Below are 22,668 nucleotides of genomic sequence, written 5' to 3'. Positions count from 1 at the left end.
CCATGAACAGCCCGCAGCGCAAGACCGAGTCCACCGACGATAACCGCTACCTGTCGGCCACCCACGAGGTCATCAACCAGCCCCGACCGCTGGAGAACTACAACCTCTACGAACAGGACACCGCGCTGCGGGAAGCCGTTCTGCGGGAAGGCGCAGGCTTCGCCAACGACGACCTCACCCGCTTTGGGGCCTGGGCCGGCCTGGCCGACACCATCGAACTCGGCAACCAGGCCAACGCCAACAAACCCAGCTTCCGCACCCACGACCGCTACGGCCACCGGATAGACGAAGTCACCTTCCACCCGGCCTACCACGAACTCATGCGCGTAGCCCTGGAAAACGGCCTGCACAGCTCCCCCTGGACCAACCCGGGCAAAGGCGCCCACGTGGCCCGGGCCGCCAAGTATTACCTGCACTCCCAGGTGGAAGCCGCTCACTGTTGCCCGATCACCATGACTTTCGCAGCGATCCCGTCGATCCAGAACCAGCCGGACCTGGCCAGGCTCTGGGCCCCGAAAATCCTCGCCAACGAATACGACAGCCGCAACCTGCCGGATAGCGAAAAAACCTCCGTCACCATCGGCATGGCCATGACCGAAAAACAGGGCGGCAGCGACGTGCGCGCCAACACCACCCGCGCCTACGCCATCGGGCAGGAAGGCCCCGGCCAGGCCTACGAGCTGGTCGGCCACAAATGGTTCGTCTCCGCCCCCATGTGCGACGCCTTCCTGGTACTGGCCCAGACCACCAGCGGCCTGTCCTGCTTCCTGATGCCCCGGTGGCGCCCGGACGGCACCAAGAACCCCTGGCAGGTACAGCAACTCAAGAACAAAATGGGTAACGTTGCCAACGCCTCCAGCGAAGTGGAAATCCGCGGCGCATTGGCCTGGATGGTCGGTGAAGAAGGCCGCGGCGTCAGAACCATCATCGAAATGGTCGCCATGACCCGCTTCGACTGCATGATTGGCAGCGCCGCCGGCATGCGCCAGGCCGTGGCCCAGGCTACGCACCACTGCCACAACCGCAGCGCCTTCGGCGCAACCCTCAGCGACCAGCCGCTGATGCAGAACGTCCTGGCCGACCTGATCATCGAAAACGAAGCCGCCCTCGCCTACACCATGCGCGTCGCCCGGGCCATGGACAACCAGAACAACGAACACGAACGCCTGCTGGCCCGCCTGGCCACCCCCGTAGGCAAATACTGGATCTGCAAACGCACCCCCAACCACGCCTACGAAGCCATGGAATGCATTGGCGGCAGCGGCGTGATGGAAGACTGCATCATGCCCCGACTGTTCCGGGAATCCCCGGTTAACGCCACCTGGGAAGGCAGCGGCAACGTCCAGTGCCTGGACACCCTCCGCGCCCTGCAAAAAGAACCCGAAACCCTCGACGCCTTCTTCAAAGAAGCCGCCGAAGCCCGCGGCACCGACCGCCGCTTCGACCAGTACCTGGCACAACTGCAGCACGACTTCGCCGACATCAGCGACTTCCAGTACCGCGCCCGCAACCTGGTCGACCGCATGGCCCTGACCATGCAAGGTTCATTGCTGCTGCGCTTCGGCGACAAAGACGTCGCCGACGCCTTCTGCGCCTCCCGCCTGCAATCCGGCGGCGGCATGAATTATGGCAACCTGCCCTCCGGCACCAACCCGGCGGCGATTATCAAACGGGGGACGCCTGTAGTAGGCTGAAGACATTCACGGAGGCAAAACGGTTATGCAAACCGGACTCCCCCTATAAGGTTCATGAACATGCGGGTGATGCCTTTCCAAAACCTTGTGGAGCCATGGATGGCGGAACAGAGCGTACAGGGAAGTATTCACAGCGTGTTTTGGAAAGGCATCACCCGCATGTTCCAACTCCAAGGTTAAGGCCACGATGTCGGACGCCCTGAGAAAACTGCTAAAAGAAGGCAAAACCCCACAACAGCACCAGGATATTACCCCCCACGTAGGCGTCCTCACCCTGCACTTCCAGCTCTACGGCTGCGAAGACCTCAAAGCCAAACGCAAAGCCTTCACCGCCATGAAAGCCATCTGGGGCAAAGAACCCGACCTCGCCGTCGCCGAAACCGCCGACCAGGAAGCCCTCGACTGTGCCACCTGGACCATCGCCGCCCTGGGCGCCAGCGCCCAGCAGATCACCCAGCGCCTTGACCAGGTCGAAAAAGACATCGAGGACCGCATCGACGCCGCCATCCTGGATGTACACCGGGAAATTCTCTAACCCGGACCGCTGGCCCGGCAGGCATGGCGTCATTGCCTGACAGGTCTTATACTACGCAGCCTCAGGGAACCAATGCCCCGCTTGGCGGCTGGCAGACATTTTCGCAACCGGGCCATGCCCGGCTCCATCCGATGGGTTTCCGGAACCAACCCATCGGATACCACTGAATGTGTGTGGTGCTATGACCGGAAAGAAAAAATCCGCCCAGGCCTCGTTGGAGGCAATGTATCGCGTGTTCACGGTGCCCGAAGCGCCGGAGTCGACCCTGAGCCGGATCGACCAGGACATCTCCCGCAACCTGGCCGGATTCCTGCAGGAACACATCGTCGCCATCGAACGGGACCTGTCCGAAGTCGAGAAAGACTTCTCCGACTACGTCATCCCGGAGAAGCCCGTTTTTGTCTCCGAGCAGACCCAGTTTCTGCTCGACAAACTGGTGGCCAACTCCGTTCATACCGCGTCACCCGCGTTCATCGGCCACATGACCTCGGCACTGCCCTACTTCATGCTGCCGCTGTCGAAGATCATGATCGCCCTGAACCAGAACCTGGTGAAAACCGAAACCTCCAAGGCGTTCACGCCCATGGAACGCCAGGTACTGGGGCAGATACACCGGCTGGTGTACCAGGAAGACGGTTCTTTTTACCGGAAATGGATGCACGACCCCCGGCATGCGCTGGGCGCCATGTGCTCGGGCGGCACGGTCGCCAACCTTACCGCCCTGTGGGTTGCCCGCAATCGCGCCTTCCCGGCCGAAGGCAGCTTCCGCGGCCTGCACGAAGAAGGCCTGTTCCGCGCCCTGAAATACTACGGTCATGAAGGCGCCGCCATCGTCGTCTCCAAACGCGGCCACTACTCGCTGCGCAAAGCCGCCGACGTCCTCGGCCTTGGCCGGGATGCCCTGGTGCCGGTGGAAACCGACGAATTCAACCGGATCCAGACCGACGCCCTGCGCGACAAATGTCTGGAGCTGCAGAAACAGAAAATCAAAGTCATGGCCATCTGCGGCGTGGCCGGCACCACCGAAACCGGCAACGTCGACCCGCTGGACGCCATGGCCGACATCGCCCGGGAATTCGGCGCCCACTTCCACGTCGACGCAGCCTGGGGCGGGCCAACCCTGTTCTCCCGCACCCACAAACACCTGCTGCGCGGCATCGAGAAAGCCGACTCGGTCACCTTCGACGCCCACAAACAGCTTTACGTACCCATGGGCGCCGGCCTGGTGGTCTTCAAAGACCCCGGCCTCGCCAGCGCGGTAGAACACCACGCCCAGTACATCATCCGGAAGGGTTCCCGGGACCTCGGCAGCACCACCCTGGAAGGCTCCCGCCCGGGCATGGCCATGCTGATCCACTCAGGCCTGAAAATCCTCGCAAGAGAAGGCTACGAAATTCTCATCGATCAGGGCATCGACAAAGCCAAAACCTTTGCCAACATGATCGATGAACAACCGGATTTTGAACTGGTCACCCGCCCGGAACTGAACATCCTGACCTACCGCTATTGCCCGGAAGATGTACGCCAGGCACTGGCCATGGCCGATGAGCTGCAGGCAGAAAAGATGAACACCTGCCTGAACCGCATCACCAAGTTCATCCAGAAAACCCAACGGGAACGCGGCAAAGCATTCGTCTCCCGAACCCGACTGGAGCCAGCCCGTTACTATCACTTCCCGTGCATTGTGTTCCGGGTGGTTCTGGCCAACCCGTTAACAACGCCGGATATTCTGGAAGATATTCTCAGGGAGCAGAGGGAACTGTCGAAGGATGATGGGATTGCCGATGAAATGGCCATCCTGCACCAGATGGCTGCGGCGGTTTTGAAGCAGAACCAGAAAGAAGCCAGGCAGGCCTGAGTTAGCCGGAATACTGCACCATCATCTGATGGCTAGGGGCGCGGGAAGTCTTTCCAAAACCTTGCGGAGCCAGTCGGGGCCCCACAAGGGGATGGGGAGCTTCTCCCAAAACACGCTGTGAATACATCCCTGTACGCTCTGCTCCGCCATCCATGGCTCCGCAAGGTTTTGGGAGAAGCTCCCCATCCCCTTGCTCAGAGTTCGTCGTTCAATACCGGGGATTAATCAATAAAGCGCCTCTTCGTCATCCAGCACCTCGTGCAGGATCTCCAGAAACATCTTGTCGGCCTCACTCCAGCTCTCCGGAATCCGGATCGTGGTATTGGCACTGATCTCACGAGCCATCAGCTCATCGGCATTGGCCTCGCCCTTGTACTTGCGGGCAATCTCCATGGACTTCACGGCAATCGTCGGATCGCTCATCACTTTTTTGATGAACACCCGCAACTCTTCAATCATCCGCGCCTGACGGCTCTCGACAGATGAACTCATGTTGTACTCCCCGAATATGGATAGCGACAGGCCACGCCTGCCGGATGCATTGCCTATAGTATGGACAAAGCGCGGGGCCATCACCAGCCCCGCACGACGGTCAGACCATCAGGCCACGCAAGGTAAAGAACAGGAACGCCGCCATAATCGCCGACGCCGGCACGGTAATGATCCAGGCCGCGGCAATTTTCACCAGATGGGAGCGCTTGACCATCTCCTCACGGTATATCTTCTTCAGGCGCTTGCGCTCCGACTTGGACAAAGGCACCTGCTGCTTTTTCTTCTTCGCCTGCTTCAGCAGCTTCTCCATTTCCTCCACAGAGGCATTACGGAAATCATCCAGGAACGGCTTGAGGCGCTCCTGATCGGTCGGGTCATGCTGTTCGATGATTTTGTGCAACTGGGTCGCGTAGTTGGATTTCAGGTACTCACGCAGGAAGCCGACACCGAAAACGCCGCCAATGGCAATGTGGGTGGAACTGACCGGCAAGCCAAGCTGGGAAGCCAGAATCACCGTCAGTGCCGCAGACAGTGCAATACAGAAAGCCCGGGTCTTATCAAGCTCAGTAATCTCGGAACCCACGGTTTTAATCAGGCGCGGGCCGAACAGCATCAGCCCGACCGCCAGCCCCAGGGCACCGACCAGCATCACCCAAAGCGGGATCTTCGCTGAGGTAACCACACCACCACCGGCCTGAATGGCATCATTGATGGCCGCCAAAGGGCCAATGGCATTGGCCACGTCGTTGGCGCCGTGAGCAAAGCTCAGCAGGGCCGCGGCGAAGATCAACGGCCAGGTGAACAGGGTATTCACCCCCTGCGCACTGTTTTCCATGGTCGAGGCTTTGCGGCCCACCAGGGTCCGCATCACGAAAAACACTACCCCCGCCACAATCAGGCCGATCACCGAGGCTTCCACCATATCCACTTTGACGATCTTCTTGACGCCCTTGATCATCAGATAGGTGGCAAAGGCCCAGGCCATAATCGCCACCAGCCAGGGCACAAAGGTACGGGCAGAAGACACCAGATTCTGGCGGTACAGTACGGTTTTCTTGATTGCGAACAGGAACAACGCCGCCAGGGCACCGCCCAGCACCGGTGAGATCACCCAGCTTGCAGCAATTTTGCCCATCACTGCCCAATCGGCAATGGTCCACCCACCAGCCGCAATACCGGCCCCCAGGACACCGCCCACGATGGAGTGAGTGGTTGAAACCGGCGCGCCCATCCAGGTGGCCAGGTTCAGCCACAAGGCGCCCGCCAGCAGGGCCGCCGTCATTAGCCAGACAAAAGCGCGCGGATCTTCCAGGCTAGTCGGATCAATAATTCCGCCCTTGATGGTCGACACGACATCGCCACCGGCGATCAACGCGCCGGCCGCCTCGAATACCGCGGCAAGAAGAACGGCAGCCCCCAGCGACAAGGCGCCGGAGCCCACCGCCGGCCCGACATTGTTGGCCACATCGTTGGCGCCGATGTTGATGGCCATATAGCCACCAATGACCGCGGCGGCCATCAATAGCATGGCGTTAGGCAGGCCCTGGCTGAAGGAGCCAACCACAAGCCAGACACAAAGAAGGAAAAGTACACTTAGTCCGACCCTGTACCGTTCCGTGGAGGGGCTGGTGAGAAGGTTATCCAGAAAGCTGCTGGAACGGGCCATACCAATTGATTCTCTTGTCTTGTGGACAGAAGGGGTTTGGGCAGTATTCGCCGGGGGCAAACTATAAATTTTTTGCCATCAAATTGAAACAAATCCCGGTTGATGGCCCCCTTCACAATCCTGATAGTTAATGCTGCAATTCAGATGGTTTTTGACGCATAATTCCAGAAAATATGTCAAAAAGAACATCAGTTAATGACAGATACCAGCCTCACCAGCCAAATCCAGTCCAGCGAGCAAGAGGAGCTCCAGATCTCCCGGCTGCTCAATGGCCTCTCAGCCATGGCGGTCCTGTTCCTGGCCGGTATCGGCACTAAAGCCTGGTATGCCGAGCACTATATGCACGCCTGGGTACTCTGGGCCTTCGTTGTTCCGATCATTCTCAACATTGGCTGGTACGCCTGGAGTCGGGACCAAACGGTCCAGAAAGGGGGCCTGCTGGTTATTGTCGGGCTGCTGTTCACCTATCTGATTGCCTCCGGCGGCGAGGGCAATACCGGCCCGCTCTGGTTTTATGTGTTCCCGCCCCTGCTGTTCTACCTGACCAGCCTCAAGGGTGGCACCGCTATCCTGCTGTTCTGCTACCTGCTGGCCATCCTGGTGTTCCAGTTTCCCGACATGCCGGGGGTCAGCGCCGAATACAGCACCGACTTCAAGATCCGTTTCTTCGCCACACTCACCTTCGAGTCGATCTTCTGTTTCGTGCTGGAAGCCGGCCGTTTGCGGGCCCGCAACAAACTGGTGGCACTCGCCCAGGCCCACGAACACGCCGCCCGCACCGACGAGTTGACCGGGCTGGCAAACCGGCGAGACATGCAGAGCCGGCTGAACACCGAGTTCTCCCGGTTCGAGCGCTCCGGCCATCATTTTTCCGTCGTTCTGATTGATCTGGATCTGTTCAAACGCATTAACGATGATTTCGGCCATGATGCCGGCGACGAGGTTCTGCGCCAGTTCGCGGATCTGGTCAGACAGATGGTCCGCCAGTCGGATGTGGCTGCCCGCTGGGGCGGTGAGGAATTTCTGCTGCTATTACCCGACACCACTTTGCTACAGGCCCTCACCCTGGCTGAGCGCCTGCGCGCCGAAGTGGCGGCCACCCGTTTTCATCATCGGGAACAAACCCTGCCAGTCACCATCAGTGCCGGGGTATGCTCCATTTCCAAATCCGGATCGATCAACGAACTGCTCAAGCAGGCAGACGTGCAGCTCTACAACGCCAAGGAGAGTGGCCGGAACCGTATTGCCCCCAGGGTACGGAGCCAGGACGCCAGGCCCGGCCCCCAGACTCCGGCTTGAGCCAAACCAGTCACGCCATTACTATCTGCCCCGAACATTCCTACCCCATCAACACAGGCAGTCGTTATGGCAGCAATCCGCATTCTTACCGGCAGCGTTTACGGGGGCGCCCTGCTGACAGCGCGCCGTATCAAGCAGGAACTGGAACCCGAAGGCCACACCGTCACGGTTCTGGAAAATCCAACCCTGGCCGATATCACCGACAACCAGGACGCGTTGCTGGTGTGTACCTCCACCACTGGCCAGGGTGAAATCCCCGACAACCTGTTGCCGTTTTATCTGGACTTGCGCGAACAATTGCCTCAGCAGCCTGGCCGCCCCTTTGGCGTGATCGTGCTGGGCGACAGCTCCTATGGCGACACCTTTTGCGGTGCCGGAGACCTGATGGAAGAGGCGCTGTATGAAACCGGCGCCCGCAAGGTCGGTGACACCCTGCGGATTGATGCACTGGAAACCATGGAGCCGGAGGCCGAAGCCCTGCCCTGGGTCCGGGATTGGATTAACGGGATTTGACCAATAATTACACAAGTTACCAAAAGTCTGCCGGTTACGGCTTGAGCCGCCCCAGACGACAGGCCATACTCAGGCCATAACGACAAGAACGGTAACCTGTGATTCTGATGCAACTGGCCCGACCCCTGGCAGCCCTGCTGATTCTTCTGGCGCTTTCGCTTCCCGCCATGGCTGCCAGTGATGGCTATATTCCGGCCATTGAGTACCTGAGACTGGCGCCGGACGACCAACGCAGCCCGCAACAGGCCCTGGAATCCGGCGACTGGCAAATCCTGAACGAACAAACGCCCAATTTCGGTTACACCCGGGACCAGGTCTGGCTGCAGTTTCCGATCAGCCAGCCCCGAACCACCAATCTCCTGGAGATCACCTACCCGCATCTGGATCGAATCGATTTCTATCTGTTACGGGACGGCGAAATCCAGCTGAGCTATCAGACCGGCGACCGCATGCTGTTCTCGGAGCGCCCGGTGGAACATCCCCATTTCCTGTTCCCGTTCCAGCTTGAAGCTGATCACAACTACCGCATTTTGCTGAGAATCGACACCGACGGCGCCATGCAGGTGCCACTCCGGCTCTGGAACAATCGCAGCTTTTTTGAGAAGACCTCCGTTGAAAGCCAGGTTCACGCCCTGTACTACGGCATCCTGATTACCGCCATCTGCTTCAACCTGTTTGTGTTCCTGGCGCTCAGGGAATCCATCTACCTGTATTACGTGCTCTCGACCCTGGGCTACCTGATCCTGATCGGCACCCTGAACGGTACTACCTACCAGTTCCTGTGGCCGACACTCCCTGCAGTTCAGAGCAACGCCATGGTGCTGTCGATACCATTGGCCATACTGTTCACTCTCATGTTCTCACGGTCGTTCCTCAAGCTGCGCGAGTGCAGCCCCCGGCTCGACCGTCTCATGCTCGCCACTATCTTGCTGAACGGAGCACTGGCGCTGTCGACCATGGTGATTGATTACGGCACTGGCATCCGGCTAACCGTGGCCCTGGCGATTCCCAGTTGCCTGCTGCTTACTGTCGTCGGCCCCCTGCAATGGGCCCGAGGCAACCCACAGGCGGTGTACTACACCCTGGCCTGGGGGGCTGTGACCCTGGGCAGTGCCATTACCGCCGCCAACAAGTATGGCCTGATTCCCACCAGTTTCTTCTCGGTCTATGGCATGCAGCTGGGTTCTGCCTTCCAGGCGATCCTGCTCAGCCTGGCTCTGGCCATCCGGATCTATCACGAGCGCCAGGAGAAAGTGCTGGCCCAGGAGGCGGAACTCAAGGCACTCGAAGCTCGGCGCACAGCCGAACTCCGGCTGATGGACCAGGCCTTGCACCATCCGCTCACCGGCCTGCCCAATCGCAGCAGCTACGAAATGCGCCTGAACGAACTGATCCGGAGTCAGCGTGGTAAACGCTTTGGTGTCGTAATCATCCACCTCAACAACCTGTACCCGGTGACCAAAACCCTGGGCCACCGCAACACCGACCGCATACTGGAACTGGCCTCCAAACACTACAACGCGGTGATCAAGGATGTACCCGGCGCCATCTCCCTGGAGCAGACCGACAACCGAACCTTCTTCCTGGCCAGCCTCGACCCGCAAACCTTTGCCTTTGTGGTGGATGCTGACCAGGCGCTGTCGGTACCCAGAATCGTGCTGCGCAGCATTGAAGAGATCCGCTACCCGGTGGATTTCCTTGGCATGCAGGTTCCCCTGAATCCACAGCTCGGCGTGGCTTTCTACCCGACTCACGGAAACGATGCCAACACCCTGATTCGCAGGGCGGTGATCGCCGAAGGTTCTGACCGCGCCCGAGACCGCGGAATTGCCTACTACAAATCCTCCCGGGACTCCTACAGCGCCGACCGACTGACCCTGGTCTCCGACCTGCGCCACGCCATCGATCACAACGAGCTGACTCTGTACCTGCAGCCCAAGCTGTGCCTGCGTACCCACGCTATTACCGGATTTGAGGCACTGATTCGCTGGCCAAGGCGGGAACAGCCGGTTCGGCCCGATGAAATTATCGCGGTGGCCGAACAGACCGGGCTGATCAAACCCCTGACCCGATGGGTGCTGAAAGAGGCCTTGGAAATGCGCGGGCGGCTGCTGGAGATCGGCTGGGATGCCGGAATCGCCGTCAACATCTCGCCCAACAATCTACGGGAACCGGATTTTGCCGTGTTCGTGCAACGGTTGATGCAAAGCTACCAGATCCACTCCGGGGCCATCACCTTTGAGGTCACGGAGACCTCCATGATGCAGGACCCCACCAATTCCCTGCGGGCGCTGAATGCGCTTGATGCCGCGGGCATTCCGCTCTCCATTGACGACTTCGGGTCCGGCTATTCGTCCCTGTCCTACATCAAGCAGTTGCCGGCCGGCGAAATCAAAATCGACCGTTCACTGATTACCGATATCGCGGAACGGGAGCAGGATAGAGTGATCGTGCGCACCACCATCGACATGTGCCACAGCCTCGGCTACACCGTCGTGGCCGAGGGGGTGGAGGATGAGGAAACCCTGTCACTGCTGCACGACATGGGGTGCGATCTGGTACAGGGCTACTTCCTAACCCGACCGCTACCCTTTAACGAAATGGTTGACTGGCTCGGCAACTACAATCCTCAGGCCTTACGTTCCCGGATCAGTGCTTCCTGAGTGGTGGAGGCCACCAACACACCATCCCGGGTAAAGAAATTGCCCCGATTGAAGCCCCTGCCCGCCGATGCACTCGGACTGTCCTTGTCATAAAGTAGCCAGTCATCCATACGGAAATCCCGATGAAACCAGATGGCATGGTCCAGGCTGGCAACCTGCATGTTCTTGCTCATGAAGGTGCGCCCGTGAGGAGTCAGGGACGTCCCCAGAAACGAGAAGTCAGAGGCATAAGTCAACAGACACCGATGCAGCACCGGGTCATCCGGTAAAGGCCCGAGGGCCCGGAACCAATTCTGGCGATGGGGTGGGCGCTTTTCCGGTTTGAACGGATTCATCGGGTCGACCGGACGGATCTCTATAGGCCGGTCGCGGGTCAACATATCCCGCATTTTCTCCGGCACTTTATCTGCGATCAGCTTGCCCCAGTCCTGCTCGGACTTGAGCGTATCCGGGTCCGGCGCTGCCGGCATGTCCACCTGATGGTCCAGCCCGTCTTCCGCGACCTGGAATGACATGGAGCCGGTCAGGATCTCCTTGCCGTCCTGACGGGCAATCACCCGGCGCACCGAGAACGTGCCGCCATCCCGAACGCGCTGGACTTCATAATCAATGGGCATGCTGTGATTGCCAGGGCGCAGGAAATAGGCATGCAGGGAGTGACAGAGGCGATTTTCGACGGTCCGGCTGGCCGCCATCAGGGCCTGCCCCAGAACCTGCCCCCCGAATACATGCGGAAAACCCAGATCCTCGCTGTCGCCCTGAAAATGATCGTCTCCGATCGGGGAAAGATCCAGCAACTCCACCAGTTTTCGGGTTACATCCAGCATGCGCGCTCCTGTCTTTTGTTAGCTCACGAACGGGTTTTACCCCAGACAGGAAAGTTTCGCAACGGCTGAAACTGCCAAAGACGACAAACGGCTGCCAGCCATCCTCACTGGCAGCCACAGGCTTCAGGCCCGGTGAATAGGGGGGACTTCCTTCGCCAGTGCCTGCTTTTCCAGAGCAAACCGGCCGGTCACCGCGAAGCCAAGCGTGTCGCCGTCCGGGCTCCGGAACAGGGCTTTGACGTCTGTCCCTTCCTGTTCCACCTGCCATTCGCCCTCGGCATCCATGGGCGGTGGGCAGACGGCGGTCGGGCAACAGGGGGTTTTTACCATCACCGGCATGGTGCCGTAGCTGACTTCCGTGCGCTCACCGGCCAGAGTTTTCGCCAGCGCCCGGGCACAGGCCATCAACGGCAGCACGTAGAGCAGAACGCGCCCATCCACTTCGGCACAGTCACCCAGGGCATAGACATCCGGTGCGGAGGTTTCCAGAGCCCGGTTCACCTGAATGCCCCGGCCTGCATTGATCCCGGCAGAGCGAGCCAGTTCAGTACGGGGGCGCAGGCCCACTGCCGACACCACAAGGTCAGCCTGTAATGGCTCACCATTACCGAGTGTCAGCTCAACGCCACTGCCCTGGTGCTCTACCCGCTCAACCACCGTACCCAGGTGGAACCGAACGCCAAGCTTCTCCAGCTCGGCCTGCACGGCACCTGCAGCCGCCTCCGGCAGCAGGCTGGGCATCAGAGATGAATCCGGGGCGATAACGTCCACTTCGTAGCCACCGTTACGCAGATCATTGGCAAACTCACACCCGATCAGGCCCGCCCCCATAATCGCAACCCGCTTGCCACCGGCGAGGGCTTTACGGAAGGCCCGGTAATCCATCAGGTCGTTGATGGAATGAACCCGATCCTGCGCGTTGCCATCCAGACTCAGGCGGATGACGTCGGCGCCCCAGGCCAGAACCAGCTTGGCATAACGTATGCGCTGGTCGCCCAGTTTGAGCTCATGGGCATCGGTATCAATGCCCGTGACCGTGGACCAGGGACGAATCTCCACCCCCAGCTGCTCGGCCATAGCCTCAGGGTTGGCCTGGGCCAGACCATCCGCATCCTTGTCTTTGGTAAAGCCGGTCGACAACATAGGCTTGGAATAGCTGACGCCGTCGTCGGCAGTCACCATAATGACCGGGGTTTCCTTATCCAGTTTGCGAAATTCCCGTACCAGTGAGTAACCCGACAAACCGGTACCAACGATCACAATAGGTGTCTGCTCGGTCATGACTCTGTCCTGCCTTTAGCCGATTTCGATCATTTCAAAATCTTCCTTGCCCACACCGCAGTCCGGGCAAACCCAATCCTCGGGCACATCTTCCCATTTGGTGCCAGGCTCAATACCGTCCTCCGGCCAACCCTCGGCTTCATCGTAAATCAGACCACACACCACACACTGCCACTTCTTCATAACTAACTCCCACCGATTTGTCTGCGAGGATATTATTGTCGAACAATAAAGCAATCAAGCACAAAGGTCACAAAATGCGACCGAGTTCCAGCCGACCACCACTCACCCGATCGGCTGCCATCATAACCGCGACACCGGCGTTGACCAATGCCACCACCGACAGCCCGGATCGGGGTTTTCTGCCAATAGCCACAATTACAGACCCGGCAATACCGCCGCGCCCCTCCCTTCGATCGCCCCACTTCGGTATAATCCGCCGTTTTGGACAGGACCCGATCGTTATGACCGATACCGTCGCTGAAATGAACCAGGTCATGGCAGACGCTGACTGCCTGGTTCCCGAAGAGCAGGTGCATGCCGCCATCGACACCATGGCCAGCGCCATCACCGATCGCCTCAAAGACAGCAACCCATTGTTGTTCTGCGTCATGAACGGCGGCCTGATCCTGACCGGTCAGCTCCTGCCACGACTGAAATTTCCGGTGCAGGCGGAGTATCTGCATGCCACCCGCTACCGCCAGGAGACCACCGGTGGCATTCTGGAATGGAAGCTGCAGCCGGAAGCCGACATGAAAGGCCGCACGGTTCTGATCGTCGACGACATCCTTGACGAGGGTACGACGCTGTGCGCCATTGCAGATTACTGCCTGGCTCATGGTGCCAGCGAGGTCCTGACTGCGGTGCTGGTAGACAAGGAGCACGATCGCAAGGCACGCCCCGGCCTGAAGGCAGACTTTACCGGCCTTTACGTTGAGGATCGATTCCTGTTCGGCTATGGCATGGATTATAAAGGCTATTGGCGCAACGCTCCGGGAATCTATGCCGTTAAAGGACTGTGACCAGCCCCCCGAGCTGAGCATACCTCCCACGTTCTGGTACCGGTCGCTGGTGGCGGCCGGCCTTTACTGTCCTGAGGTTCATGGCCCGGCCCGCTACTGGCTAACGGTGGAGGGATCGTTTACCCGGGCCCTGCAGCAAAAATGTCAGGAACGCTTTCACGTTGAGATTCTCAGGGAGGGTTTTTCGACCCCAACCCCTGAAGAGGCAAAGCGCCTGAACCTGGCACCGCGCCAGCTCGCCTGGGTACGGGAAGTTCGCCTTTGCGGTGACGGCCGCCCTTGGGTGCTGGCCCGGACTGTTATCCCGCAGAACTGTCTGCATGGCCATGGCCGCCGCCTGCGCAATCTTGGCAACAAGCCCCTGGGTGCCTATCTGTTCAGCAGCCCGGAGTGGCAGCGGGGGCCTCTGGAAACAGGCCTCTGCAAAGTCCGTAGCAACGGTCACCCTCGCCTTGCCCGCAGATCCCTGTTCCACCGGGGTTCCTGCGCTCTTCTGGTTGGGGAATATCTTCTGCCCCGGTTATACCAGTCGCCCAACCGGGGTTAACCCTACCGCTACCGCTGGCTATAATCGGATGCACTCTCACGCATCAACACGCGGATACCAGCTCCTATGTTGCAGATCACCCTGCCCACCCACGTTCATGCCCGCCTGGCTGATTACGCACGCCTGCTGCGCATCGACCGCCCGATCGGCACTTTGTTGCTGCTGTGGCCAACTTATTGGGCACTCTGGCTGGCGGCCGAGGGGGCCCCGTCATTTGCCAACCTGCTGATCTTTACCCTGGGCGTATTTTTCATGCGGGCCGCGGGCTGTGCCATCAACGATTTTGCCGACCGGGACTGGGATCGCCATGTCAAACGCACCAAAGACCGCCCGCTCACCGCCGGCCGGGTCCGTGCCTGGGAAGCCGTCGCCCTGTTTGCCGGGCTATGCCTGGTGTCGTTTCTGATGGTGGTGCTGTTCACCAACACCCTGACCCTGTATCTGTCATTCGGTGGTGCACTGCTGGCCTTTATCTACCCGTTTATGAAGCGTTACACCCATTTGCCCCAGCTGTTTCTGGGCGCCGCCTTTTCCTGGGCCATTCCCATGGCCTGGGCAGCTGAGGCCAACCAACTCAGTCAGCTCACCTGGTTGCTGTTTACCGCCAACGTGCTCTGGACGGTCGCCTATGACACCCTCTATGCCATGGTCGACCGGGATGACGACCTGAAAGTCGGCATAAAATCGACAGCCATCCTGTTTGGTGATGCAGATCGGGCGATCATTGCTCTGCTGCAGACCATGGTGGTGGTGATTCTGGTGATGGTGGGCCAGCGGGCGGAACTGGGGTCTTTCTATTATCTCGGTGTCGTGGCCATGGCCACGCTCTTCGTCTACCACCAGTACCTGGCCAGGGAGCGGAACCGGGAAGGATGCTTCAAGGCATTTCTCAATAACAACTGGGCCGGCTTTGCGGTGTTTCTGGGCCTGGCGCTCGATCTGGCGTTCTGACTACCCGCCCATGTCATATACTTGTAACAAAGACGCGTTGTAATGACTCGGCAACATTACAAGGGAGTGTGTTCGCACCTCTGATCAGAGAACTCCCGAGGTCTGACACAGGTTGATGCATATGAGTGGAAAAACTGTCCTGATCATCGATGACGAAGCGCCCATCCGGGAAATGATTGCGGTCGCGCTCGAAATGGCGGATTACGACTATCTGGAGGCAGCGGACGCCCGTGAAGCCCACGCCCTGATTATCGACAAGCAACCCGACCTGATCCTGCTGGACTGGATGCTGCCGGGCACCAGCGGTGTCGAACTGGCTCGCCGGCTGAAGAAAGAAGAGGCCACCGCGGATATCCCGATTATCATGCTTACCGCCAAGGTAGAAGAGGATAACAAGATCCAGGGCCTGGAGGTCGGTGCTGACGATTACATCACCAAGCCCTTCAGCCCCCGCGAGCTAGTGGCCCGTCTGAAGGCGGTCCTGCGTCGTGCGACGCCTCCGGGTGTCGACAGCCCCATCGAAGTGGAGGGCCTGACCCTGGACCCGGTCGGCCATCGCGTGACAACCGCCGACGGTGCCATCAACATGGGCCCTACCGAGTACCGCCTGCTGCAGTTCTTTATGACTCACCAGGAACGGGTCTATACTCGGTCTCAACTGCTGGATCAGGTCTGGGGCGGCAACGTGTATGTCGAGGAACGCACCGTCGATGTTCACATCCGTCGCCTCCGCAAAGCGCTGGGAGACAGGTACGACCATCTGATTCAGACCGTGCGGGGAACAGGCTACCGGTTTTCCACCAAAGCAGCCTGATTTCTCCCTCAAGGCAGGCCCGGGCCGCCCATCATCGTCCGGCGATCACCGCATCAGCGCCGGCAACACGACAAGGCAGTAGTGGATGCAACACAACTGGTCCCGTTACCTGAGACTGATCATCACCGCGCTCGCGGGCACCACCCTGGTGGGGTTCTATTTCGGCGAGCCGCTCTACGGGCTGTTGATTGGGCTTGTTGCCTATCTTTGGTGGACCCTGGTCCAGGCCCGACGCCTGTACCAGTGGTTGGGCAATCCCAGCGCGGCTGATGAAGCCCCACAGAGCATCGGCTTGTGGGGTGATATCTTCGACAACCTGCACAAGCTGAACCAGAATCATCTGTTGACCCAGGATCGACTCCGGGCCCGTATCAACCGGGTTCAGGAATCCACCAACGCCATGCGCGACGGTGTGATCATGACCGACGCCCGGGGCGCCATGGAATGGTGGAACGGTTCGGCCGAATACCTGCTGGGCTTCCGTCGCAGCACCGATCAGGGCCAGTACATTCATAACCTGATCCGCAACCCGGCGTTCAAGGCCTATTTCGACGCCCGGGATTACCGCGAGCCTCTGGAAATCAATTCTCCTGCCAAGCCTCACATCCATCTGCAGATCCAGATCAGCCTGTTCGGCGACGATGACCGACTGATCGTGGCCAAGGATGTCACCCGGCTGTATCAGCTTGAACAAATGCGGCGGGACTTTGTCGGCAACGTCTCCCATGAAATGCGCACACCGCTGACCGTGATCAGTGGCTACCTTGAAACCCTGGTGGATCATGGCGAAGAGCTGCCACCCAAGTGGCGCCGGGCCATCAATACCATGGCGGCTCAGGCTTCACGGATGGAAGCCCTGATTACAGACCTGATTCTGCTGTCCCGCATCGAGACCGGCGAACATACGGTGGACGACACACTCACCGATGTCGACGCCCTGCTGAACCAGATCTGTCATGATGCCCGGGCCCTGAGCGGTGACAAGGGCCACCAGATCAGTGTTCAGATCAGTGACCACCGCCTGCTGCAGGGCGATGAAAGCCAGCTACGCAGTGCGTTTTCCAACCTGGTGTTTAATGCGGTGAAATACACGCCGGCCGGCGGAGCCATCACAGTTGCCTGGAGCACAAATCGCGAAGGCGCCCATCTGTCCGTCAAGGATACCGGCATCGGCATTGATCCGATCCATATCCCCAGGCTGACCGAACGGTTCTATCGCGCCGACCCCAGCCGCCACAAGGACACCGGCGGAACCGGCCTCGGCCTGGCTATCGTCAAGCATGTGCTGATCAATCACGACGGCAACCTGGAAATTCGCAGCAAAGTCGGCGAAGGCAGCGAGTTTATCTGCCATTTTCCAAGGGAGCGCCTGGTCGAACGGATTCCCGAGCAAGTCCCGGAGGACTGAGACACCCTCAGTTAACGGTTTGAGGCCCGGAACCTGGCCACGAACCGTGACAGGTCCTCCAGCTTCTTCGGGTCTTCATCGACAAAACGAATAGTGACACTGACAAAGTCGGTATCCTGGCGCTTATCCACCGCCTGCAACTGATGCACGTAGCCGTTCAGGCGAGCCATCTGGCCATCCCCCATGTCGATATCCACCACGGCCTGATCAAGAATACCCGGGAATTCCTGATCCCGCTTGGCGATCACCCGCACTTCCGTCAGGTTTATGTCCTTGACCACCGACTTCAGGGTACTGTCGGAAAACCTTACAGATGCCATACTCATGGCACCACGGGCCTGAGGCTTGCCTGCAGCCGCTTTTGCGCTACCAGCATTCAGCAGCGGGTTATCAGCCGCGGGTTCAGGCTTTGAGGCTTCAGGCCTTGGCGCCGGCGCCTCCCGCTTCTGGGTGAGCAGGGTGGCGGATTCCTTGAACGCATCCGCCGGCCCTTCCAGTGATTTGCCGCTGCGATCCATGGCGTCCTTCAGGCGGCGGCCCATCACCTTGATGATTTTCTTGCTCAACCCCTCCGGGCTAAAAGGCTTGCCCAGGTATTCAGACACCCCTTCCTTGACCGCCTCAATCACATGATCCTTGTCGCCGCGACTGGTGATCATGATGAATGGCACCTTCTGGTACTGCGGTTGCTGGCGCATCCACTGCAGCAGCTCCAGCCCGGACATCTCCGGCATTTCCCAGTCACACAACACCAGGTCAAAACTGGTTCTGGACATCAGGGACTGGGCCCGCCGGCCATTCTGGGCGTCCGTGGTTTCAATGACGGGAAAGCGCTGGCGCACTGTCCGTTTCACCAGATCTCTTACAAAACTGGCGTCATCGACGACCAGCGCCTTCAGTGTTGCCATAACGACATCTGCTCCGGATTCCACTCATGCTCCAACTATAGAACATCCCGGTCTTGACGTGACCGGAGTGCTACAAAAAGACGACAAAACCGGAGGGCGATAAGTAGATTCCCAACCGAAAAAACACGCGACACTGTAGGTTATGGCGGTATTTTCCAACACGGAAAACGCGCTAACATGGCAGCCAATGCCTTTATGACTCTATTGCGAGGATTCCCGTGCCCGACCTGACCTTCCGGACTGCCATTCGCCGCTCCCTGGTGGCGATTTCCCTGAGCACGCTGGCGCTGGTTGCCAGGGCAGAAACCGAAGCAACCAACACACCGGAGTTTGAGCAGTGCAAACAGGCACTCGGAGAGAAAGCCGTCGCCGCCGGTGTGCGTGAATCCACGGTGCAGTCGGTGATGGCCGGCGTGGTGCACCTCGACAGAGTGATTGAGCTGGACCGGAGACAGCCCGAATTTACCACCACCTTTGCCGATTACCTGAACCGACGGGTTAACGACACCCGGGTCGGCAAAGGCCGGGAATTGCTGGCCGAACACCGTGAACTCCTGAACCGCGTGACCGCGGAAACCGGCGTTCCGGCGCCCTATCTGGCGGCATTCTGGGGCTTGGAAACCAACTATGGCAGCTACTTCGGCAAGATGCAGGTGCCCAGCGCCCTCGCCACCCTGGCTTGCGATGCCCGGCGCAGCAGCTTTTTCACCGAACAGTTGATCGCCGCATTGCGCATTATTGACGAAGGCGCCATTCCGGCTGACCAGATGGAAGGTTCCTGGGCCGGTGCCATGGGCCATGTTCAGTTCATGCCGACGGTATTCCTGAAACACGCGGTCGACGCCGATGGTGATGGGCGCCGGGATCTCTGGAACAGCCTTCCAGACGCCATGATGTCTGCCGGTCGTTTTCTTCAGTCCATGGGTTGGGATGGCGACTATCGCTGGGGGCGGGAGGTGCTATTACCCGACAACTTTGATTTCAGTCTGGCCGATGGTCGCCGTCTGCCCCTGGCAGACTGGCGCAAGATGGGCATCACCGATGCCTTCGGTAACCACCTGGCCAACGAGCCCATTGAGGCGGCCCTGATCGTGCCCAGCGGCCACCAGGGCCCGGCCTTCCTGGTTTACAGTAATTTCCGGGTGATCATGGGCTGGAACCGGTCCGAGTTCTACGCCATCGCCGTTGGCCATCTGGCAGACCGGATTGCCGGCGCCGGAAAGCTTCAGAACCCACCACCAGAGGATCAGCCCGCGCTGTCACGGAATCAGGTGCTGGAGCTTCAACAGGCACTGAATGACAAAGGCTACCCGAGCGGCGAACCCGATGGCATCCTCGGCTCCAACACCCGCAAGGCCATACGCGCGTACCAGAAAGCGGAAGGCCTGGTGGCTGACGGCTTTCCATCAGAACAGGTATTAGCGGCTCTCGGGGTTTACAGCGGCTCATGAAAACGTCGAACTTTTTTACACTTAAAGAAGCGATAAACTATAAGGGATTGTATTTCTTAGACAAAAAATATTGGCACGCATTTAGCTACACACCTTAGCAGCGCCTGGCCATTTCCAGGCAATCCTACAACTGTGAGCAGTAAGGTGTGAACAATGCTTAAATTAATGAAAGGAATCGTAGCGGCGGTCACTTTTGGATTCGCCGCAACTGCCTGGGCCTTCCCGGTCGATCTTGATTCTGTATCAGGATCTTGGGGTACACCAAGCAATGGCAGCAACATTCAAGGCGTTGGTACGGATACACTCCAATGAGGCACTGGCGAGAAGACCTGCTCTGGTCCGTGGTGGTGGCAGACATGCTCAAATGGACCTCAAAGTGGCTTCAGCTTTCAGGGACCGGCCAATCTGCCACAAACCATCACCTCAAACGACCCATTTGTGTTGGGAACCTTTACACATTTCAACAACCGGATTACCGGTGAAAGCATCACCGGCGTGAGCCTGGATGTATTCGCCACCTTCTCCACAACGGTAAGCAACAACACGGTAACCGGCCCCTATACCTTTGACTTCATTCACAACGAAACACCGAATGTCGGTCAGGAATGCTGGTGGGTATTCTGCTGGAGCGTCGAACAGGACGTTGATGATGTCGTTATTCTTGACAACATGATCGAGAGTTCCGAGTTCCAGTTCGGCTCCAACATCTATTCTCTGTCTCTGCTTGGCTTTGCCAATGGCCTGAATGAAATTGAAACCCAGGAAGGCAAGGCAACCTCTGTCGATCTGCTGGCCAAGCTGAACGTTCGCTCCGTTCCGGAACCCGGTACTCTCGCGCTGCTGGGCCTCGGCCTGGCCGGCCTGGGACTGGCGCGCCGCCGTAAGGTCTGAGCAATCCCCTCTTCGCCGGCAGTACCCTGTGCTGCCGGCGATTCCTACCTCCCGTGATCTGAATCCCGAATCCGCGCATAATACTGGTATCACCCAGTTACCACGAATCGGGACATTATGGACTCCATCACACAGGCCGCCCTTGGCGCTTCCATTGCGGGCGCGGTTGCCGGCAAAACCCTGGGGCGATCGGCCCTTCTTACCGGTGCGTTGCTCGGCACATTACCCGACCTGGATGTGGTCATCGACTATGGCACAGCCGTTGCCAACTTTACCCAGCACCGGGGGTTCAGCCACTCTCTGTTTATTCTGGCACCACTGTCTCTGCTTATCGCCTGGGGCCTGTGGCGCTGGAAACCGCTCATTTCCTATCAGCGATGGCTGGCACTGGTTGGCCTGATCCTGATCACGCACCCGTTGCTGGATGCCTTTACCACCTACGGCACCCAGCTGTTCTGGCCCATTGGCCCGCCCGTGGCGATCAACAGTATCTTTATCATTGATCCGCTCTATACCTTGCCACTGCTGGCAGGATGCCTGGCCTTTCTGTATCGACCGCCAGCGTCGAGAACCGTTGCCGCCGGATTGCTTATTTCCAGCCTTTATCTCGGCTGGACCCTGGTTGCACAACAGATCATCACCGAGCGGGTGCGACCAGCGCTGGCGAACGCCGGTATGGAGCAGGCAGCCCTGATGGTTCAACCGATGCCATTCAACACTGTACTGTGGCGTGCCACGGCGGTCAGTGCAGAGCAAAGAATCGAAGTGGTGACCGGCTTTCTTGATGCCAGCGGTGAGCTGGTGCTGGAGCGCTTCCCTCGGCAACCAGAGCTTGCCCGCCTTGTCGCCGAGCTGCCGGAAGCCCGGCGACTGGAATGGTTTACCGGTGGTTTTCTCGACTACCAGCAGAACGGCACCCAGATAACCGCAACGGATATCCGGCTGGGCATACCCGGCGCTCACCCTTTCACCTTCATCCTGGCTGAAACCGCCGAAGACGGACTGCAGCCGCTGGCCAGCGATCGTCTGCCCCGCCCGGCGCTTAACCGGGCCGCACTGCCCCTGTTGTGGGATCGAATGACCGGCCAGGTGCCGGTACTGTGCCTGGCGACCCTATCCGTTCCCAACCAGGGGAGCTCTTGCTGATGCGGCTGGACCAGTATCTGGCGAACGCTACAGAACTTTCCCGCAAGGAGGCAAAAAAGGTGGTGTCGGCGGGGCGTGTGAAGGTGAACGGAGAAACTTGTCGGCAAGCCAACCGCCGGGTGGAGGCCGAACAATCTGTTCATCTTGACGGTACGCCGGTTACCTTACCTGGCGATATCTACCTGATGATGCATAAACCCGCCGGGGTGCTCAGTGCCACCACTGACAGCAGTCAGCCAACCGCTCTCGACCTGCTGCCCGGTAATCTGGCCAGTCGGGTTCATATGGCAGGGCGTCTGGACAAGGACACCACTGGCCTGCTGTTGCTGACCAGTGATGGCCAATGGTCCCATGCGGTCACTTCACCCCGGCGGGAATGCCGCAAAAGCTATCGGGTCTGGCTGGCCGAGGCTATCCCGGACGAGGCCCGCCGGGCGCTTGAAAAAGGCGTCATGCTAAACGGTGAAACCACGGCGACCAGGCCCGCCGAGGTCCGTGTACACAGCGACAAGGTCATCGACCTGACCATCAGCGAGGGCCGTTACCACCAGGTTAAACGAATGCTGGCCGCCGTTGGCAATCGTGTTGAGGCTCTGCACCGCTTTCGCATCGGCAGTATCGAGTTGGACGATAATCTGGCGCCCGGTGAATTCCGGGCTCTGACACCTCAGGAAATCCGCTCAGTGACCGAGTGACCACCAC

At 59.2% G+C, this 22,668-nt stretch carries 20 protein-coding genes and 1 pseudogene; 15 read left to right on the top strand and 6 right to left on the bottom strand.

Going from position 1 to position 22,668, the window contains the following annotated elements; translation table 11 throughout:
• Positions 1-2 precede the first annotated feature (2 nt).
• From JIF53_RS13865 to panP, 3 genes are all read left to right on the top strand, one after another.
• Positions 3-1,694 carry an isovaleryl-CoA dehydrogenase gene (locus tag JIF53_RS13865; protein WP_199452936.1) on the top strand — a complete coding sequence of 564 codons (1,692 nt, stop codon included), beginning with the start codon at positions 3-5 and terminating at the stop codon, positions 1,692-1,694.
• Between the two features lie 187 nt (positions 1,695-1,881).
• Positions 1,882-2,229, top strand: a complete 348-nt coding sequence (locus tag JIF53_RS13860) for a DUF503 domain-containing protein (protein WP_199452934.1) — start codon at positions 1,882-1,884, stop codon at positions 2,227-2,229.
• 181 nt (positions 2,230-2,410) lie between these two features.
• Positions 2,411-4,087 carry a pyridoxal-dependent aspartate 1-decarboxylase PanP gene (gene panP, locus JIF53_RS13855; protein ID WP_199452932.1) on the top strand — a complete coding sequence of 559 codons (1,677 nt, stop codon included), beginning with the start codon at positions 2,411-2,413 and terminating at the stop codon, positions 4,085-4,087.
• Between the two features lie 225 nt (positions 4,088-4,312).
• Here the strand turns inward: panP and JIF53_RS13850 are convergent, their stop codons facing one another.
• Entirely contained in the window at positions 4,313-4,579 is a 267-nt protein-coding gene (locus JIF53_RS13850) for a hypothetical protein (protein ID WP_031210303.1), read from the bottom strand.
• 100 nt (positions 4,580-4,679) lie between these two features.
• Complete coding sequence (locus JIF53_RS13845; protein WP_199452930.1) at positions 4,680-6,245, bottom strand: inorganic phosphate transporter; 1,566 nt, start codon at positions 6,243-6,245, stop codon at positions 4,680-4,682.
• Between the two features lie 195 nt (positions 6,246-6,440).
• On the opposite strand from JIF53_RS13845, the gene JIF53_RS13840 reads away from it, so the two are divergent.
• The 3 genes from JIF53_RS13840 to JIF53_RS13830 all read left to right on the top strand — a co-directional run bounded on the left by JIF53_RS13840 (position 6,441) and on the right by JIF53_RS13830 (position 10,720).
• The gene (locus tag JIF53_RS13840) at positions 6,441-7,544 is read left to right on the top strand and encodes a GGDEF domain-containing protein (RefSeq protein ID WP_199452928.1); all 1,104 of its coding nucleotides are present in this window, start codon (positions 6,441-6,443) and stop codon (positions 7,542-7,544) included.
• A gap of 66 nt (positions 7,545-7,610) precedes the next feature.
• Positions 7,611-8,057, top strand: coding sequence for a flavodoxin (locus tag JIF53_RS13835; RefSeq protein WP_199452926.1), 447 nt, complete (start codon positions 7,611-7,613; stop codon positions 8,055-8,057).
• Between the two features lie 107 nt (positions 8,058-8,164).
• On the top strand, positions 8,165-10,720 hold the full coding sequence (locus JIF53_RS13830) for an EAL domain-containing protein (protein ID WP_199452924.1): 2,556 nt from the start codon (positions 8,165-8,167) through the stop codon (positions 10,718-10,720).
• Here JIF53_RS13830 and tesB read toward each other — a convergent pair.
• From tesB to JIF53_RS13815, 3 genes are all read right to left on the bottom strand, one after another.
• Positions 10,687-11,547: an acyl-CoA thioesterase II gene (gene tesB / locus JIF53_RS13825; RefSeq protein ID WP_199452922.1), complete on the bottom strand. Its 861-nt coding sequence runs from the start codon at positions 11,545-11,547 to the stop codon at positions 10,687-10,689. The genes JIF53_RS13830 and tesB overlap by 34 nt on opposite strands.
• 123 nt (positions 11,548-11,670) lie before the next feature.
• Positions 11,671-12,828 (bottom strand): NAD(P)/FAD-dependent oxidoreductase, encoded by a 1,158-nt coding sequence (locus JIF53_RS13820; RefSeq protein WP_199452920.1) that lies wholly within the window; start codon positions 12,826-12,828, stop codon positions 11,671-11,673.
• Positions 12,829-12,843: 15 nt separating this feature from the next.
• The gene (locus JIF53_RS13815; protein WP_008173532.1) at positions 12,844-13,011 is read right to left on the bottom strand and encodes a rubredoxin; all 168 of its coding nucleotides are present in this window, start codon (positions 13,009-13,011) and stop codon (positions 12,844-12,846) included.
• A 281-nt stretch (positions 13,012-13,292) separates the two neighbouring features.
• On the opposite strand from JIF53_RS13815, the gene JIF53_RS13810 reads away from it, so the two are divergent.
• The 5 genes from JIF53_RS13810 (at position 13,293) to phoR (ending at position 17,570) form a co-directional block, all read left to right on the top strand.
• Entirely contained in the window at positions 13,293-13,850 is a 558-nt protein-coding gene (locus JIF53_RS13810) for a hypoxanthine-guanine phosphoribosyltransferase (protein WP_011787001.1), read from the top strand.
• Entirely contained in the window at positions 13,831-14,397 is a 567-nt protein-coding gene (locus JIF53_RS13805; protein WP_199452918.1) for a chorismate--pyruvate lyase family protein, read from the top strand. The genes JIF53_RS13810 and JIF53_RS13805 overlap by 20 nt, the downstream gene beginning before the upstream one ends.
• A 66-nt stretch (positions 14,398-14,463) precedes the next feature.
• Positions 14,464-15,348 carry a 4-hydroxybenzoate octaprenyltransferase gene (gene ubiA / locus JIF53_RS13800; protein WP_199452916.1) on the top strand — a complete coding sequence of 295 codons (885 nt, stop codon included), beginning with the start codon at positions 14,464-14,466 and terminating at the stop codon, positions 15,346-15,348.
• Between the two features lie 121 nt (positions 15,349-15,469).
• Positions 15,470-16,162: a phosphate regulon transcriptional regulator PhoB gene (gene phoB, locus JIF53_RS13795; protein WP_199452914.1), complete on the top strand. Its 693-nt coding sequence runs from the start codon at positions 15,470-15,472 to the stop codon at positions 16,160-16,162.
• 85 nt (positions 16,163-16,247) lie between these two features.
• Positions 16,248-17,570 (top strand): phosphate regulon sensor histidine kinase PhoR, encoded by a 1,323-nt coding sequence (gene phoR / locus JIF53_RS13790; protein WP_199452912.1) that lies wholly within the window; start codon positions 16,248-16,250, stop codon positions 17,568-17,570.
• 11 nt (positions 17,571-17,581) lie between these two features.
• Here the strand turns inward: phoR and JIF53_RS13785 are convergent, their stop codons facing one another.
• Positions 17,582-18,478 carry a response regulator gene (locus tag JIF53_RS13785; protein WP_022993202.1) on the bottom strand — a complete coding sequence of 299 codons (897 nt, stop codon included), beginning with the start codon at positions 18,476-18,478 and terminating at the stop codon, positions 17,582-17,584.
• 218 nt (positions 18,479-18,696) lie between these two features.
• On the opposite strand from JIF53_RS13785, the gene JIF53_RS13780 reads away from it, so the two are divergent.
• The 4 genes and pseudogenes from JIF53_RS13780 to JIF53_RS13765 all read left to right on the top strand — a co-directional run bounded on the left by JIF53_RS13780 (position 18,697) and on the right by JIF53_RS13765 (position 22,661).
• Complete coding sequence (locus tag JIF53_RS13780; RefSeq protein ID WP_199452910.1) at positions 18,697-19,929, top strand: lytic murein transglycosylase; 1,233 nt, start codon at positions 18,697-18,699, stop codon at positions 19,927-19,929.
• 153 nt (positions 19,930-20,082) lie between these two features.
• Positions 20,083-20,820: pseudogene (locus tag JIF53_RS13775) on the top strand (THxN family PEP-CTERM protein).
• Positions 20,821-20,937: 117 nt separating this feature from the next.
• Complete coding sequence (locus JIF53_RS13770; RefSeq protein WP_199452908.1) at positions 20,938-21,966, top strand: metal-dependent hydrolase; 1,029 nt, start codon at positions 20,938-20,940, stop codon at positions 21,964-21,966.
• Positions 21,966-22,661 (top strand): pseudouridine synthase, encoded by a 696-nt coding sequence (locus JIF53_RS13765; RefSeq protein WP_199452906.1) that lies wholly within the window; start codon positions 21,966-21,968, stop codon positions 22,659-22,661. Before JIF53_RS13770 ends, JIF53_RS13765 begins: the two co-directional genes overlap by 1 nt.
• Positions 22,662-22,668: the final 7 nt, after the last annotated feature.

It is taken from the genome of Marinobacter sp. bablab_jr008, assembly GCF_016464145.1.
Lineage (GTDB): Bacteria > Pseudomonadota > Gammaproteobacteria > Pseudomonadales > Oleiphilaceae > Marinobacter > Marinobacter nauticus.
Note: the sequence above shows the minus strand (reverse complement) of the source record. Positions and strands in the feature narration are given on the sequence as shown.